The sequence below is a fragment of the Streptomyces zaomyceticus genome, from assembly GCF_014656215.1.
Lineage (GTDB): Bacteria > Actinomycetota > Actinomycetes > Streptomycetales > Streptomycetaceae > Streptomyces > Streptomyces zaomyceticus.
Genome location: NZ_BNBZ01000006.1, coordinates 267,159 through 281,404, shown reverse-complemented (window position 1 = coordinate 281,404; position 14,246 = coordinate 267,159). Strand labels below are relative to the sequence as shown.

The window sequence follows — 14,246 nt, the reverse complement described above, 5'->3', positions numbered from 1 at the left end:
ATGAAGATCGCGGAGTACCTCGACGCGGTGGAGACCGCCGGCAGCTCGCTCGCGGAGGCGGCGGCCGCCGCCGGGCCGGACGCGGAGGTGCCCACCTGTCCGGGGTGGCGGGTCCGGGACCTCCTGCGGCACACCTCGATGGTGCATCGCTGGGCCACGGAGACCGTGGTCCGGCCACGCACCTCGTACGAACCGGGCGCCGCCGAGACGGAGCTCGACGGCGAGGAGCTGCTCGCGTACTACCGAGAAGGACACACGGGGCTGGTCGCCGCCCTGCGCGCGGCGCCCGAGGACCTCGTGTGCTGGACCTTCCTCCCGGCGCCCTCGCCCCTCGCCTTCTGGGCGCGGCGGCAGGCGCACGAGACCACCGTCCACCGCGCGGACGCGGAGTCGGCCCTCCCGAGCGGCCCGGGGCGGGTCGACCCGGCGCTCGCGGCCGACGGCATCGACGAGTTGCTGTGCCTGCTCCACGGCCGGGACAGCAGCCGGGTACGTACGGCAGGGCCGCGGATCCTGCGGGTACGGGCGACGGACACCGGCGACGACTGGCTCGTACGGCTCTCGGCGACGGAGCCGCCCCGGGCGGAGCGGGTCGATCACCGGGTCGCCGCGCCGGACGCGGACACGGAGCTGAGCGGGCCGGCCGACCTGGTGTACCTGACCTTGTGGAACCGGCTGCCCGCGGGACCCCTGGCACCCGCCGGGTCCGTGCGGCCCACCGGGGCCGTGGCACCCACCGGGCCCGTGACGCCCGCCGGTTCCACGCGACCCGCCGGCTCCGTGACGCTCACCGGCGACGCGGAGGTCGCACGGCTGTGGCACGAGACCTCCGGGATCGGCTGATCCCGGGTCTCCGACCCGTCAGGCCGTCCCGTCCAGCATCCGGGTCAGGACGTCCCGCTGGAGCGGGCGCACCTCGGCATGACGGGCGAGGCCCTTCTCCGTCACCTTCACCTGGACACCGCGCCGGTCCTCGGGGCACATCCCCCGCAGGACCAGGCCGTCCTTCTCCAGGCGTGCGACCAGTCGGGACAGGGCGCTCTGGCTGAGATGGACCCGCCCGGCCAGCTCCTGGACGCGCCAGGACGCCGGGCCGTCCTCCGCCGCGCCCTCGGCGAGCACGTCGAGAACCTCGAAGTCGCTGGCACCGAGTCCGTACGGATGGAGCGCCCGGTCGAGCTCACAGGTCGTACGGGCGTGCAGGGCGAGGACGTCACGCCACTCGTCCACGAGCGCGCGTTCGGACTTGTTCGCTGCCATGACCGCACGTTAGCAGAAGCGACCCCTTTTGTTGCACAAGAATTAAATGCACTTGCATTCAATGCATGCGCATGTACCGTGCTGCTCATGACCTCTCCGCTCACCGACGCACCCAACTCCGTCCAGGAACGCTGGAGTCCGCGTCTCTGGGGCACCCTGCTCGTGCTCTGCGCCGCGATGTTCCTCGACGCGCTCGACGTCTCCATGGTCGGCGTCGCCCTGCCCTCGATCGCCACCGACCTCGGCCTCTCCACCGCCACCCTCCAGTGGATCGTGAGCGGCTACATCCTCGGCTACGGCGGACTGCTGCTCCTCGGCGGCCGTGCGGCGGACCTCCTCGGCCGACGGCGGGTCTTCCTCGTCGCCCTCGCCGTGTTCGCGCTCGCCTCCCTGCTCGGCGGGCTCGTCGACTCCGGGCCGCTGCTGATCGCCAGCCGGTTCATCAAGGGCCTGAGCGCCGCCTTCACCGCCCCCGCCGGCCTGTCGATCATCACCACGACGTTCAAGGAAGGCCCGCAGCGCAACCGGGCCCTGTCCATCTACACCACCTGCGCCGCCACCGGCTTCTCCATGGGCCTGGTCCTCTCCGGACTCCTCACCGAGCTGAGCTGGCGCTGGACGATGCTGCTCCCCGCGCCCGTCGCCCTCGTCGCCCTCGTCTTCGCCCTGCGCCTCATCCCGCACAGCCCGCGCGAGAACTCCTCCGGCGGCTACGACCTGCCGGGAGCCGTCACCGGCACGGCGGCGATGCTGCTGCTCGTCTTCACCGTCGTCCAGGCCCCGGAGGCGGGCTGGACCTCCGCCCGCACGCTGCTGTCCTTCCTGGTCGCCGCCGCCCTGCTCGTCTCCTTCGTCCTGATCGAACGGCGGAGCGCGAGCCCCCTCGTACGGCTCGGGGTGCTGCGCTCCGGCTCCCAGGTCCGGGCCCAGCTCGGCGCGGCCGCGTTCTTCGGCTCGTACGTCGCCTTCCAGTTCATCGTGACCCAGTACATGCAGTCCCTGCTCCACTGGTCGGCGCTCCAGACGGCCCTCGCCTTCCTCCCCGCCGGTGTGCTCGTGGCGCTCTCCTCCACGAAGATCGGCGGGATCGTCGACCGCTTCGGCACCCCCCGGGTGATCGCCGTCGGCTTCACACTGCTGGTCGTCGCGTACGCGCTCTTCCTGCGAATCTCCCTCACCCCGCAGTACGCCGCCGTCATCCTGCCGTCGATGCTGCTGCTCGGCGCGGCGTGCGCGCTGGTGTTCCCCTCGCTGAACATCCAGGCCACCAACGGGGTGGACGACCACGAGCAGGGCATGGTTTCGGGACTGCTCAACACCTCGATCCAGGTCGGCGGCGCCCTGTTCCTCGCCGTCATCACCGCCGTGATCACGGCGGACGGCAGCGCGGGGGCCTCCTCCCCGCAGGCGACCCTGGACGCCTACCGCCCCGGCCTCGCCGTGGTCACGGTCATCGCCCTGGCCGGACTTCTCATCACCCTGCCGGGGCTCCGGAAGCAGCGGCTGCGGGGCGACGGGGCCTCGGTCGTGGTGGCACGCTCCACCGTGCCCGAGGGCTCGCCCGAGAAGGTCTCGGTCCGCGACTAGGTCGCGTCCGAGAACCAGGGTCCGTCTCGCCCCATGCCGTGACGTTCCCGGTGTGGGGCGGTGCGGACGCCCGCGGCCTCACCAGCCGGTGCACGAACGGGGCCGAAGCCGATGCGCGAACGGGGCCGAAGCCGGTCGCTCAGGGTGAGGAGCCCCAGGGATCGTCGCACGGTTCGGGCTCTTCGGGGTGGAGCATGCGGCGAACGCAGCGCAGGAGTCCCGGTTCACCGGTTCCGGCGGCGGCGTACATCCACGGCAGGACCTCCATGGCGTGCGCGCGTTCGTCCGTGGCGAAGGTGTCGACGGTGCGGTGGAGGTCCTCGGGGGCGGGCTCATCCGTGAGGCAGAGCCAGCCGATCCCCGCGGCCAGACGGGCTTCGGGGGCCTCGGTCCGGTCCTGCCACCGCTCGCGGAACCACGAGACGGCCGACGGCTGTACGTGAGCCCGGGTGGTCTCGGCGGCGGCGAGGAGCAGGGCGGCGCGAACCATGGCGTCGCGCTCGGTGGCGAACCCGGTGGCGAAAGCGGTTCGGATCGCGCGGTCGGGGTCGGCGGCGGTGGCCAGGGCGTAGGCGGCGTCCCTGCGGATGGCGGGGTCGGAGTCGCCGAGAAGCGGCAGGAGTACGGGTGCGCCGGCGGTGATCGCGGCCCGGGCGGCGGCCACCGACCAGCCTGCCGGGTAGCCCGTCACCTCGACGCCGTAGCCGTCGTATCCGTCGGGGGCGTGGTGCCGAGGATCGTTGCGGTGGAGAAGGAGTTCGTCGCGGGAGGCGACGCCGTGGTGCCGGGCGCGGGCCGGGCCGGAGAGTACGGCGAGGGCGGCCGCACGGTGGGGGTGGTGGGCATCGGCGGCGAGGGGGATCAGGAACGGTACGGCGAGGGCGGCGGCGGCCCGGCTGTCGTTGGCGCACAGGCCCCCCAGCACGTCCGTCGGGGTACGAGCGGAGTCCGCGCCGGTGCGCAGCAGATGAACGGCCTCCCGGGCATCGCCGCCGTGGGGGAAGTTCCCCCACGGGACGGCGTCGAGGAGCACCCCGTGCCGAGCACCGGACCGGATGCCGGCCACCACCGCCCGCACGTCGAACGCGCCTCCCGCGAACGAGGCCGGATCCGCTCCGTCCGCCAGCGCCCGGCACATCGCGAACGTCGGATCGGTCCGCCAGTCCCTCACACCACACCCCCCGCCGAATCCCCGACGATTCGATCATGCCGGGCCCGCCGTCTCGGTCGGTCGGGCGCACATCGGACGAGGCGACCCGGGCCAGGGCCCGTTCAGCCCAGCCAGCCAGGCCGGACCAGGCCGGACTCGTAGGCGAGGACGACGAGTTGAGCCCGGTCCCGGGCGCCGAGTTTCACCATGGCACGGCTGACGTGGGTCTTCGCGGTGAGCGGGCTGACGACCAGCCTGCGGGCGATCTCCTCGTTCGACAGGCCGATGCCCACCAGGGCCATCACCTCCCGCTCCCGCTCGGTCAGGGCGCCGAGCGCGGCCGTGGCCGCCGGGGCCTTGGAGCGGGCTGCGAACTCCTCGATCAGGCGGCGGGTGACGCCCGGGGAGAGCAGCGCGTCCCCGTGGACGACGGCGCGCACGGCCCTCAGCAGTTCCTCGGGCTCGGTGTCCTTGACGAGAAAGCCGGAGGCACCGGCGCGGATCGCCTCGAAGACGTACTCGTCGAGTTCGAAGGTGGTCAGCATGACGACCCGGATCTCCCCCAGGTCCGGGTCGTCGGTGATCCGGCGAGTGGCTTCCAGGCCGTCGAGGCGCGGCATCCGGATGTCCATGAGGACCACATCGGGGCGCACGGCGCGCACCTGCTCCACGGCCTCGCTCCCGTCGGCGGCCTCCCCCACCACCTCGATGTCCGGCTGGGCGTCGAGCAGCGCGCGGAACCCTGCCCGGACCAGCGACTGGTCGTCGGCGAGCAGCACACGGATCACGGGGACTCCTGCGGTGACGGGGACTCTTCTCGGCGGAGCGGGAGCACGGCGTGGACACGGAAGCCGCCGTCCGGGCGGGCACCCGCGTCGATCGTGCCACCGAGGGCCGCGGCTCGCTCCCGCATGCCGGCGAGTCCGTTGCCGCTGCCGCCCGCCTCGGTGCCGGTGGCGGGACCGTCGTCGTCGACCGTCAGAGCCAGGTGCCCGGAGCCGTACCCGATCCGTACCCGGGCCGTACGGGAACCGGAGTGGCGCACCACGTTGGTGAGCGCCTCCTGGACGATCCGGAAGGCGGCCAGGTCGGCACCGGGCGGCGGATCGGTCCGCGGACCGGCCGTCGTGACGGTGACGGCGAGGCCCGCGGCGGCGGCCTGTTCGACGAGTTCGGGGAGCCGGCCGAGCCCCGGGGCGGGGGCGCGGGGTGCGTCTCCCCGGGTACGGAGGGTGTCGAGGACCTGACGCACCTCGCCGAGCGCCTCCTTGCTGGCCGCCTTGATGGTGGTCAGCGCGGAACGGGCCTGCTCGGGGTCGGAGTCGAGGAGGGCGAGGCCGACTCCTGCCTGCACATGGATCACGGAGATCGAGTGGGCGAGCACGTCGTGGAGTTCTCGGGCGATACGGAGCCGCTCCTCGTCGGCCCGCCGCCGCTCGGCGGCAGCCCGGTCGGCGCGCAGCTGGGCCCGCTGCTCACGCCGCACCCGGACCGTCTCGGACGCGGCCAGTACGGCGACGGCGAAGGCGGCCGCCGGGAGTTCCTGCCCCCAGGGGGCGGGACCGTCTCCCGCCGGGGGCAGCCAGCGGTAGAGCCAGTGGGAGAGCAGGAGATGGCCTGCCCACAGAAGGCCGAGCGCCCACGCGGCGGCGGTACGGTGACCGTGCACGACGGCCGCGAAGCAGGCGACGGCGATCATGCCGAAGACCGGTCCGTACGGGTAACCGGCCACCAGGTACCCGAGGGTGACGGCCGCGACGGTGAACACCACCGGCACCGGCCACCGGTGACGGAACAACAAGGGCGCCGCCGCGAGGAGCAGCAGGACGCGCCCGAGCGCGTCGAGCGCCTCCCGGTCGGGCTGGTTCCGGGCGGCGAAGCCGGTCCCCGCCATGACGACCACGGCGATCAGCACGGTGGACCGCCAGGGCAGCCCCGGTCCACCGTCTCCTCGCCGCCACCGGCCCCACGGGACGAGTCCGCCCGTCCGCTCCTGTTCCATGCCCGCCACGCTAGCCGCGCCCGACCCGCGAAAACGTCAGCCCGGCGGGGTGGTCGCCCCTACTCCCGGGGGAGTAGACGGCTCGGACCACGACGGCCGTCGCGGACTCAGCCGCGCGGCAGCAGGCCCACGTCCTGGCCGAGCCTCCGGGCGGCCGCCGCGAAGAAGGCGTCGCGGTCCTCGACGATGTTGTGGAAGTGCCCGAACACCTCGAAGGAGACCAGGCCGAACAGTTGCGACCAGGCGGAGACGAGCATGACCGCGAGGGCCGGCGGCAGATCCGGTGCGAGATCGGCGGCCAGCCGGGCGGCTTCGGGGCGGAGTCCTTCCGGGAGCGGAGGAAGGGCGACGCCCTCTCCCGTGTGGGCGCCGCGCGCGGTCTCGATGAGGACGAGGCCGACGCGCGAGGCCGGGCCGATGGTGTCCTCGGGGGCCGTGTAGCCGGGCACCGGGGAGCCGTAGATCAGGGCGTACTCGTGCGGGTGGTCGACCGCCCAGGCGCGGACCGCCCGGCAGACGGCGGTCCACCGGTCCAGCGGGCGCTGCCCGGCGGTCTCGGCGGCGGCCTGTTCGGCGGCGGCGCCGACGGCGTCGTACGCGTCGACGATCAGTGCCGTGAGGAGGTCGTCGCGGCTCGGGAAGTAGCGGTAGAGCGCGGAGGACACCATGCCGAGCTCGCGGGCCACGGCCCGCAGGGACAGTTTGGCGGCGCCTTCGGCCGCCAGCTGGGTGCCGGCCTCGTCCTTGATGGCGGCGGTGATCTCGATACGGGCGCGGGCGCGGGCTCCTCGAACGGTCGTCATGGAGAGCAGTGTATCCACTTTCAGAGCAGCGATACGAAACGAGAGCACTGCTCTTGCTTGAGAGCAGCGATTCATGCACACTGATCTCAAGCGAGAGCAGCGCTCACAGTTTGCTCTGGTGGTCAGCAGTCACCCGTTGATTCCGCAGGAGGAACCATGTCCGCCCAGCCCACCGGCTCGAACGGCTCCACCCCCGCCGCCCACGTCATGAAGCCCGGCTGGATCACGGTGAACCTCCTCAACCCCACCGTCGCCTGGCTGACCCGCCGCGGCATCAGCGTCTGGGGCTCCCGCGTCCTGGCCGTCCGCGGCCGCAAGAGCGGCGAGTGGCGCCGTACCCCCGTCAACCTCCTGACGCTGGACGGCAGCCGCTACCTCGTGGCCCCCCGCGGCCACGTCCAGTGGACCCACAACATGCGGGCCGCCGGCGGCGGACAGCTGATCCTCGGCAAGCACGTGCAGGAGTTCACCGTCGTCGAGGTGGCCGACGACGACAAGCCCGCACTGCTGCGCGCCTACCTCAAGCGCTGGAAGGCCGAGGTCGGTGTCTTCTTCGGCGGCGTCGGCCCCGACTCCTCCGACGCGGAGCTGCGCGCCATCGCCCCGAAGCACCCGGTCTTCCGCGTCACGCCGACGGGCCCCACCACCCCGGCCGCATGAACCGGCCGGAGCGGCGGAGCCCGCCCGTCGCACTCACCTCGCGTACACCGGGGCGTACGTCCGCATCGACACGTCCGTCGAACCGTCAGACGACTTCCGGGGCATCCGGCGCCCCGGGAGCCGCGGAGGTCCCGGAGTTCTCAGGGGTTCCTGAGTTCTCAGAGGTTCCGGAAGCGGCGGAAGCCCCGGACTCCCCCGGGGACGTCGGCCCCTCGGGGACGATCGCCTCGGCGGTCGCGTCCTTCGGCTCCTGCGGCGCCTCGTCCTGCGTGGCCGACCGCTCCCGCTGCCCGACCCCCCGGCCCGCCGGGCCGACGCCCGACGAGGTGTCCATCCGCCGGTCCAGGATCTCGAGCGCCCGCCGGGCCATGCCGTTCGAGCGGACCATGCCGCCGAGCGTCGCCGAGCCCCGGGTGATGTCCGCGAACGCGTTCCACGCGGGCCGAAACCCCGTGAGCGTCGCGTGCAGCAGTCCCGGCCGCCGCTCGAAGAGGGCGAGCATCCGACGGCCGACAGCCATCTCGACACCGAGCCCGGCCTTGATGGCGAAGGCGTAGTTCAGGGCCTGACGCCGGGCGTCGACCGCGTCGTTCGCCTCCGCGACCCGGACCGCCCACTCGCCCGCGAGCCGGCCGGAGCGGAGCGCGTACGAGATCCCCTCTCGCGTCCACGGCTCCAGGAGCCCGGCCGCGTCACCGCAGACGAGGACCCGGCCGCGGGAGAGCGGCGAGTCGTCCGTACGGCAGCGCGTCAGATGGCCCGAGGAGATCGTCGGCTCGAAGCCGGAGAGGCCGAGCCGGGCGACGAAGTCCTCCATGTACCGCTTGGTGGCCGCGCCCTCGCCGCGCGCCGAGATGACGCCGACGGTCAGGGTGTCGCCCTTGGGGAACACCCATCCGTAACTGCCCGGCATCGGGCCCCAGTCGATGAGGACACGGCCCTTCCAGTCCTCGGCGACGGACGGCGGCACGGGGATCTCCGCCTCGAGGCCCAGGTCGACCTGACCGAGCTTCACCCCGACATGAGCGCCTATCCGGCTGGCACTGCCGTCGGCGCCGACGACGGCGCGCGCCAGTACGGTCTCGCCGTCGGCGAGGACCACGGCGACGGTCCGCCGGTCGGGGACCGCCGGGCCGTGCTGCTCGACACGGCTCACCGTGACTCCGGTCCGGAGCTCGGCGCCGGCCTTCTGCGCGTGCTCGACGAGCTGCGCGTCGAACTCCGGGCGGTTGATGAGCCCGAAGAGCATCTTGCGCGAGCGGCGGGTGCGGGCGAAGCGTCCGTCCAGGGAGAAGGTGACGGCGTGCACCCGGTCCTGGAGGGGCAGTTCGAAGCCGGGCGGCAGACAGTCGCGGGAGGGGCCGATGATGCCGCCACCGCAGGTCTTGTACCGGGGCAGCTCGGACTTCTCCAGAAGCAGCACCCGGCGTCCTGCCACGGCCGCCGCGTAGGCCGCCGACGCGCCGGCCGGACCCGCGCCGACGACGACCACGTCCCAGACCTCGGCCGACTCGACCTCCTCGGCCCGCCGCTCCACCTCGGCGGACGGATCCGTCCCCGCCGCCTCGGCCGTCTCCGCCGTCCCGGTGGGCGCGGTCGCCCCGGTCGACGCCGTCGGCAGCGCCGACGCGCCGCCGTCCGTGCCGCGTTCGGCCGCCGGCTCCGCGACCTCGTCCGACACTGCGGCCGGGCCCGCGTCCGCCGCCGCCTCCACACCGATGCCCTCAGGAGCCGCGCCTTCGGGCGCGGTGTTCTCCGGACCGGCGTTCTCTGCGTGCTCGCTGCTCACGATGTGCTTCTGCTCCTGATCCGACCGGTGGTCTGCTCCTGACGCATCCTACGGCGCGGTAGCCAGAGGCCCGCGCCGTAGGATCGGCGGTGCGTTCGCCGTACCACGACATACGCCGAACGCACCCCTCACGTCGTAAACGTCGCACCCACCAGGAGCGTGCCCATGACCTCGAATCCGATCGCCGAGACCGTCCGGTCCCTGATGCCCCGTGCCAAGGACGAGCTCACGGAGCTGGTGGCCTTCGAGTCGGTGGCGGACGAGGCCGTGGCGCCCCGGAGCGAGTGCGAAGGCGCGGCCGGCTGGGTCGCCGACGCCCTGCGCGCCGAGGACTTCCAGGACGTGGCGCTGCTCGACACCCCGGACGGATCGCAGTCGGTGTACGGCATCCTGCCCGGCCCGGCCGGCGCGCCGACCGTCCTGCTCTACGCGCACTACGACGTGCAGCCGAAGCTCGACGAGTCCGCCTGGCTCACCCCGCCGTTCGAACTGACGGAGCGGAACGGGCGCTGGTACGGGCGTGGCGCGGCCGACTGCAAGGGCGGTGTCGTGATGCACCTCCTCGCACTGCGCGCCCTGAAGGCGAACGGCGGCGTCCCCGTGACGGTCAAGGTGATCGTCGAGGGTTCGGAGGAGCAGGGCACCGGCGGTCTGGAGCGGTACGCCGAGCAGCACCCCGAGCTGCTCGCCTCCGACGCGATCGTGATCGGCGACGCGGGCAACTTCCGGGTGGGGCTGCCGACGGTGACCGCGACCCTGCGCGGCATGACGATGATCCGGGTGGGGATCGACACTCTCGAGGGCAACCTGCACTCCGGCCAGTTCGGTGGCGCCGCGCCGGACGCGCTGGCCGCGCTCATCCGCGTACTGGACTCGCTGCGCGGCCCCGACGGTTCGACCGTCATCGACGGGCTGCCGGGCGACAAGGCCTGGGAGGGCCTGCAGTACCCGGAGCAGGACTTCCGGCAGGACGCCAAGGTCCTCGCGGGCGTGGCCCTGCCGGGCGCCGGCACGGTCGCCGACCGGATCTGGGCCCGCCCCGCCGTCACCGTCGTCGGCATCGACTGCCACCCGGTGGCCGGGGCGACCCCGTCGATCCCCTCCTCCGCCCGTGCCCAGATCAGCCTGCGGGTGCCGCCGGGCCAGGACGCGGCCGAGGCGACGAAGCTGCTCTTCGCGCACATCGAGAAGCACACCCCGTGGAACGCCCGGGTGTCCTTGGAGCAGGTCGGCCAGGGCCAGCCGTTCCAGGCGGACACGTCGAGCCCGGCGTACGCGTCGATGGCCGAGGCGATGCGGGTCGCGTACCCCGGTGAGGAGATGCAGACGGCCGGCATGGGCGGCTCGATCCCGCTGTGCAACACGCTGGCCGAGCTGTACCCGGAGGCGGAGATCCTGCTGATCGGGCTCAGCGAGCCGGAGGCGCAGATCCACGCGCCGAACGAGTCCGTGTCGCCCGAGGAGCTGGAGCGCCTGTCGGTGGCCGAGGCGCACTTCCTGCTCAATTACGCGCACTCGAAGAAGGTCTGACACGGTTTCCGTCCCGGACCGGACCGGCTTGCGGCGGGCTGTCGAATTCCGCGTTCGGCGAAGCTCGCCGAGAGCGTAGAAGCCTCCGCCGGACCTGCGGGGATACGTAGGTTCGCCGTATGGAACCCATCCGGATCACCCCGCGCCTCCACCTCCTCGACCACTCCATCGGACAGGCCTATCTCTGGCAGGACGAGGAGGAGTCGACTCTGATCGACGCCGGTTGGGCCGGTACGGCGACCGGGACGGCGGAGGCGATACGGGCGGCCGGTCTGGACCCGGACCGGCTGCGCCGGATCGTGCTGACGCACTGCCACCGGGACCACGTGGGCGCCGCGCAGGAGCTCGCGGACCGTCACGGCGCCGAGATCCTGGCGCACCGGCTCGACGCGCCGGTGATCCGGGGCGAGGCGCCGGTGCCCGAGCCCGATCTCCTGGACTGGGAGCTCCCCCTGTTCGAGCACGGTCTGACCGTGCCGGAGGCACCGCCGACACGGGTGGACCGCGAGGTCGAGGACGGCGAGGAGCTCGGTTTCGGCGACGGCGCGGTCGTGGTCCACACCCCGGGGCACACTCCCGGTTCGATCGCCGTGCACCTGCCGCGCCACGGCGTGCTGTTCACCGGGGACACGGTGGCGACGGTGCGGGACGTGACGTTCGGCGTGTTCCACGTCGACCGTGCGCTCGCCATGGAGTCGATGCGGGCTCTCGCGAAGCTGGCGCCTTCGGTGCTGTGCTGCGGCCACGGCGCTCCGGTGACCGAGGACACGGCGGACCGCCTCGCGGCCGCGGTGGCGTAGCGACTGTCCGGACGGACCCGCGAAACCGACCGAACCCGCCGAACCGACCGAACCCGCCGAACCGACCGAACCCGCCGAACCCGCCGAACCGACCGGACCCGCCGGACCCGCCGGACCCGCCGGACCCGCCGAGCACGAGACCCCGTCGTCAGCCGACCGGGTCTCCCGCCTCCAGATTGAGCACCGTGCCGCCTTCGCGGGCGCGCAGGGCCCAGCGGAGGCGGCGGTAGCGGACCGGGGGCAGGAGGTCGGCGGCCTCCTCCTCGGTGACGAAGCGCCAGTCGCGGAGTTCGGCGCCGGGGAGGTGGAGCCGGGCGGTGTCGGCGGGGCCGAGCGTGCCGCCGTCGAAGAGGAGACGCAGTCCTCCGTAGCCGGGCGGCCGGGGCCGTTCCCAGTCGACGAGGAGCAGGCGGGGTACGGCGTCGAGTTCGAGACCTATCTCCTCGGCCACCTCGCGCATACCGGCACGGGCCGGGGGCTCGCCGGCTTCGACGACACCGCCGGGGAACTCCCAGCCGGGCTTGTAGGTGGGGTCGACGAGCAGGAAGCGGTCCTGCTCGTCGAAGAGCAGCACACCGGCGGCGACGGTCTCGCCGGTCGGTTCGGGGGTCTGGACGATGCCGCAGGGCGTGGCGAGGCCGGTCTGGACGGCGTCGGCGACGGACCGGGCGGTCTCGGGCACGGTGAGCGCCGAGGTGTCGACGACGTACGCGTCGGCGGAGAGCCAGTCGAGGGCGGCCCGGTACGGCGGGAGGTGCTGATGACACCACTCCCGGACGCGGGCGTCGACCTCGGGGTCGCCGTACTCCGCGCGGTCGTCGATCCGTTGGCGCAGGATCGTTTCCTCCGGAGCCAGCAGGACATGGCGCACCTCGATGCGGCGGGCGGCGAGCCCGCCGAAGATCTCGTCCCGGTACTCCTGGCGCAGCAGCGTCATCGGGACGACCAGGACACCGCCGACCTCGGCGAGCAGCGCGGCCGCGGTGTCGACCACCAGGCGTCGCCAGATCGGCAGGTCCTGGTAGTCCTCGACCTCGGCGAGCCGCTTGGCCGGCAGGAGCCGGCGCAGTGCGCCACCGGTGTCCTCGGGGTCGTACAACGTGCAGTTCGGGATCAGATCGACCAGCTCGCGCGCGGTGCTGGACTTCCCCGCACCGAACGTCCCGTTGATCCAGACGATCACGATTCCCCCTCTTCGGTAGCCCCCTGTGGCTTGCCCGCAACACCCTGCCACGAAAACCACGAACAGACGTCTGGGCATGTGCGTGACACTTCCGCGCGGCTGTCGTTGAGAACGGCAAGCACGAGGGGGTGCGGAGAATGAGTCGTAGGGTTCTCGAGCGTTTTCCGGCCGGCGGCCCGCGGGGCAGCTGGCCGGCGGAGGAGTTCGCCGGTGCGCGGCGCGACGAGGGGGTGCCGGCCCGGGTCGTGATGGATCTGGAGTCCGACACGTTCCTGGTGATCGTCGAGCAGCGGACGGCGGAGCGGGTACGGGAGGAGTGAGGCGCGCGGGTGGCCCGGGCCGCGGCGCCCGCCGTCGGGCCGTGGGCCCAGGACCCGGGCGCGAGTACGGGTGCCCCGGTCGGTGGCTGCCCGCCGTCGGTCCGCCGGGTCAGGAAGCCCCGCCCGGCCACGCTCCCCCGCCGCCGGTGGACGAGGCCGCCGCCGCGGCGCCGAGAAGCCCCGCGTCGGTGCCCGTCAGGGCCGGGACGACCGTCAGCTTCCGTACGAAGGAGAGCGTGGCGTACGTGGCGAGGCTGCGTCGGAGCGGGGCGAAGAGGATCTCGCCCGCGCCCGCGACCCCGCCGCCGACGACAGCGATGTCGATCTCGACGAGGGCGGCCGTCGCGGCGATGCCCGCCGCCAGCGCCTGGGCGGCCCGCTCGAAGGACGCGAGGGCGACCGGGTCCCCCGCGTGCGCCGCGGCGGCCACGGCGGCGGCGGAGACGTCGCCGTCGGGCCCCGGGCGCCAGCCGTTCTCCCGTGCGCGGCGGGCGAGCCGCGGGCCGCTGGCGATGCCCTCGACGCAGCCGCGCCCGCCGCAGGCGCAGAGCTCGCCGTCCATGTCCACCACGATGTGGCCGATGTGACCGGCGTTGCCGGTGGGGCCGGGGTGGACACGGCCACCGAGAACGAGGCCGCCGCCGACGCCCGTGGAGACCACGAGACACAGGGCGTTGTCGTGCCCCCTGGCGGCTCCGAGCCAGTGCTCGGCGGCCGTCATGGCGACGCCGTCGCCGACCAGGACGACGGGCCGTCCGTCCGTCGCCCGGCGGACCCGTTCGACGAGCGGATAGTCGCGCCAGCCGGGCACGTTGACCGGACTGACGGTCCCGCGGTACGCGTCGACGGGGCCCGCGCTGCCGATGCCGACGGCTCCCGCGGCGTCCCACAGCGGGGAGGCCATGAGGTCGGCGAGGACGTCCTCGACCGCGCGCATCACCGTCTCGCCGGCCTCGCGCGCGGGAGTGGGCCGCTGCGCGCGGACACGGATGCGACCCTCGGCGTCGACCAGGGCGCCGGCGATCTTGGTGCCGCCGATGTCGAGAGCGACGACGAGACCGTCGACGGGGCCCGTGGCGGGGTCGGTCTGCATGGGCGCGGGGTCTCCAGTCGGCGACGGGCGGACGGAACGGTGTTCCTTACAGTCTCCCCTGCCGTGACA

General features: G+C 73.4%; 14 protein-coding genes. 6 read left to right on the top strand and 8 right to left on the bottom strand.

The genetic code is table 11. The features are described 5' to 3' along the window. Positions 1–843, top strand: a complete 843-nt coding sequence (locus tag IE311_RS11565) for a maleylpyruvate isomerase family mycothiol-dependent enzyme (RefSeq protein WP_189831582.1) — start codon at positions 1–3, stop codon at positions 841–843. 18 nt (positions 844–861) lie between these two features. On the opposite strand, the gene IE311_RS11560 is transcribed toward IE311_RS11565, so the two are convergent. Continuing rightward, complete coding sequence (locus tag IE311_RS11560) at positions 862–1,260, bottom strand: MarR family winged helix-turn-helix transcriptional regulator (RefSeq protein WP_189831530.1); 399 nt, start codon at positions 1,258–1,260, stop codon at positions 862–864. An 87-nt stretch (positions 1,261–1,347) separates the two neighbouring features. Between IE311_RS11560 and IE311_RS11555 the strand changes: the two genes are divergently transcribed. Beyond that, on the top strand, positions 1,348–2,847 hold the full coding sequence (locus IE311_RS11555; RefSeq protein ID WP_189831529.1) for an MFS transporter: 1,500 nt from the start codon (positions 1,348–1,350) through the stop codon (positions 2,845–2,847). A gap of 139 nt (positions 2,848–2,986) precedes the next feature. Here IE311_RS11555 and IE311_RS37075 read toward each other — a convergent pair whose 3' ends face one another. The 4 genes from IE311_RS37075 to IE311_RS11535 all read right to left on the bottom strand — a co-directional run bounded on the left by IE311_RS37075 (position 2,987) and on the right by IE311_RS11535 (position 6,802). Further along, a complete protein-coding gene (locus IE311_RS37075; RefSeq protein ID WP_268257182.1) occupies positions 2,987–4,018 on the bottom strand; it encodes a hypothetical protein in 1,032 nt (343 codons plus the stop codon). Between the two features lie 101 nt (positions 4,019–4,119). Continuing rightward, complete coding sequence (locus tag IE311_RS11545) at positions 4,120–4,785, bottom strand: response regulator transcription factor (RefSeq protein ID WP_189831528.1); 666 nt, start codon at positions 4,783–4,785, stop codon at positions 4,120–4,122. Next, positions 4,782–5,999 carry a sensor histidine kinase gene (locus IE311_RS11540; protein ID WP_189831527.1) on the bottom strand — a complete coding sequence of 406 codons (1,218 nt, stop codon included), beginning with the start codon at positions 5,997–5,999 and terminating at the stop codon, positions 4,782–4,784. Before IE311_RS11540 ends, IE311_RS11545 begins: the two co-directional genes overlap by 4 nt. Before the next feature lie 107 nt (positions 6,000–6,106). Next, positions 6,107–6,802: a TetR/AcrR family transcriptional regulator gene (locus IE311_RS11535; protein WP_189831526.1), complete on the bottom strand. Its 696-nt coding sequence runs from the start codon at positions 6,800–6,802 to the stop codon at positions 6,107–6,109. A gap of 156 nt (positions 6,803–6,958) precedes the next feature. Here IE311_RS11535 and IE311_RS11530 point away from each other — a divergent pair, with 156 nt between their 5' ends. Further along, the gene (locus tag IE311_RS11530) at positions 6,959–7,462 is read left to right on the top strand and encodes a nitroreductase family deazaflavin-dependent oxidoreductase (protein WP_189831525.1); all 504 of its coding nucleotides are present in this window, start codon (positions 6,959–6,961) and stop codon (positions 7,460–7,462) included. An 85-nt stretch (positions 7,463–7,547) separates the two neighbouring features. Here IE311_RS11530 and IE311_RS11525 read toward each other — a convergent pair whose 3' ends face one another. Next, the gene (locus IE311_RS11525; protein ID WP_229901863.1) at positions 7,548–8,999 is read right to left on the bottom strand and encodes a geranylgeranyl reductase family protein; all 1,452 of its coding nucleotides are present in this window, start codon (positions 8,997–8,999) and stop codon (positions 7,548–7,550) included. Positions 9,000–9,416: 417 nt separating this feature from the next. On the opposite strand from IE311_RS11525, the gene IE311_RS11520 reads away from it, so the two are divergent. After that, on the top strand, positions 9,417–10,781 hold the full coding sequence (locus tag IE311_RS11520; RefSeq protein WP_189831523.1) for a dipeptidase: 1,365 nt from the start codon (positions 9,417–9,419) through the stop codon (positions 10,779–10,781). A gap of 119 nt (positions 10,782–10,900) precedes the next feature. Next, positions 10,901–11,581, top strand: a complete 681-nt coding sequence (locus tag IE311_RS11515; protein ID WP_189831522.1) for an MBL fold metallo-hydrolase — start codon at positions 10,901–10,903, stop codon at positions 11,579–11,581. A 148-nt stretch (positions 11,582–11,729) separates the two neighbouring features. On the opposite strand, the gene IE311_RS11505 is transcribed toward IE311_RS11515, so the two are convergent. Continuing rightward, complete coding sequence (locus tag IE311_RS11505) at positions 11,730–12,764, bottom strand: NUDIX hydrolase (RefSeq protein WP_189831521.1); 1,035 nt, start codon at positions 12,762–12,764, stop codon at positions 11,730–11,732. Between the two features lie 137 nt (positions 12,765–12,901). Here IE311_RS11505 and IE311_RS11500 point away from each other — a divergent pair, with 137 nt between their 5' ends. After that, positions 12,902–13,084, top strand: a complete 183-nt coding sequence (locus IE311_RS11500) for a hypothetical protein (protein WP_189831520.1) — start codon at positions 12,902–12,904, stop codon at positions 13,082–13,084. A 109-nt stretch (positions 13,085–13,193) separates the two neighbouring features. On the opposite strand, the gene IE311_RS11495 is transcribed toward IE311_RS11500, so the two are convergent. Beyond that, positions 13,194–14,177 carry an ROK family protein gene (locus tag IE311_RS11495; protein ID WP_189831519.1) on the bottom strand — a complete coding sequence of 328 codons (984 nt, stop codon included), beginning with the start codon at positions 14,175–14,177 and terminating at the stop codon, positions 13,194–13,196. Positions 14,178–14,246 lie beyond the last annotated feature (69 nt).

Bases quoted from the DNA above. Each gene is read 5' to 3' on its own strand.
- IE311_RS11565 (WP_189831582.1), top strand. From the start codon at position 1: ATGAAGATCGCGGAGTACCTCGACGCGGTGGAGACCGCCGGCAGCTCG.
- IE311_RS11560 (WP_189831530.1), bottom strand. From the start codon at position 1,260: ATGGCAGCGAACAAGTCCGAACGCGCGCTCGTGGACGAGTGGCGTGAC.
- IE311_RS11555 (WP_189831529.1), top strand. From the start codon at position 1,348: ATGACCTCTCCGCTCACCGACGCACCCAACTCCGTCCAGGAACGCTGG.
- IE311_RS11540 (WP_189831527.1), bottom strand. From the start codon at position 5,999: ATGGAACAGGAGCGGACGGGCGGACTCGTCCCGTGGGGCCGGTGGCGG.
- IE311_RS11535 (WP_189831526.1), bottom strand. From the start codon at position 6,802: ATGACGACCGTTCGAGGAGCCCGCGCCCGCGCCCGTATCGAGATCACC.
- IE311_RS11530 (WP_189831525.1), top strand. From the start codon at position 6,959: ATGTCCGCCCAGCCCACCGGCTCGAACGGCTCCACCCCCGCCGCCCAC.
- IE311_RS11520 (WP_189831523.1), top strand. From the start codon at position 9,417: ATGACCTCGAATCCGATCGCCGAGACCGTCCGGTCCCTGATGCCCCGT.
- IE311_RS11515 (WP_189831522.1), top strand. From the start codon at position 10,901: ATGGAACCCATCCGGATCACCCCGCGCCTCCACCTCCTCGACCACTCC.
- IE311_RS11500 (WP_189831520.1), top strand. From the start codon at position 12,902: ATGAGTCGTAGGGTTCTCGAGCGTTTTCCGGCCGGCGGCCCGCGGGGC.
- IE311_RS11495 (WP_189831519.1), bottom strand. From the start codon at position 14,177: ATGCAGACCGACCCCGCCACGGGCCCCGTCGACGGTCTCGTCGTCGCT.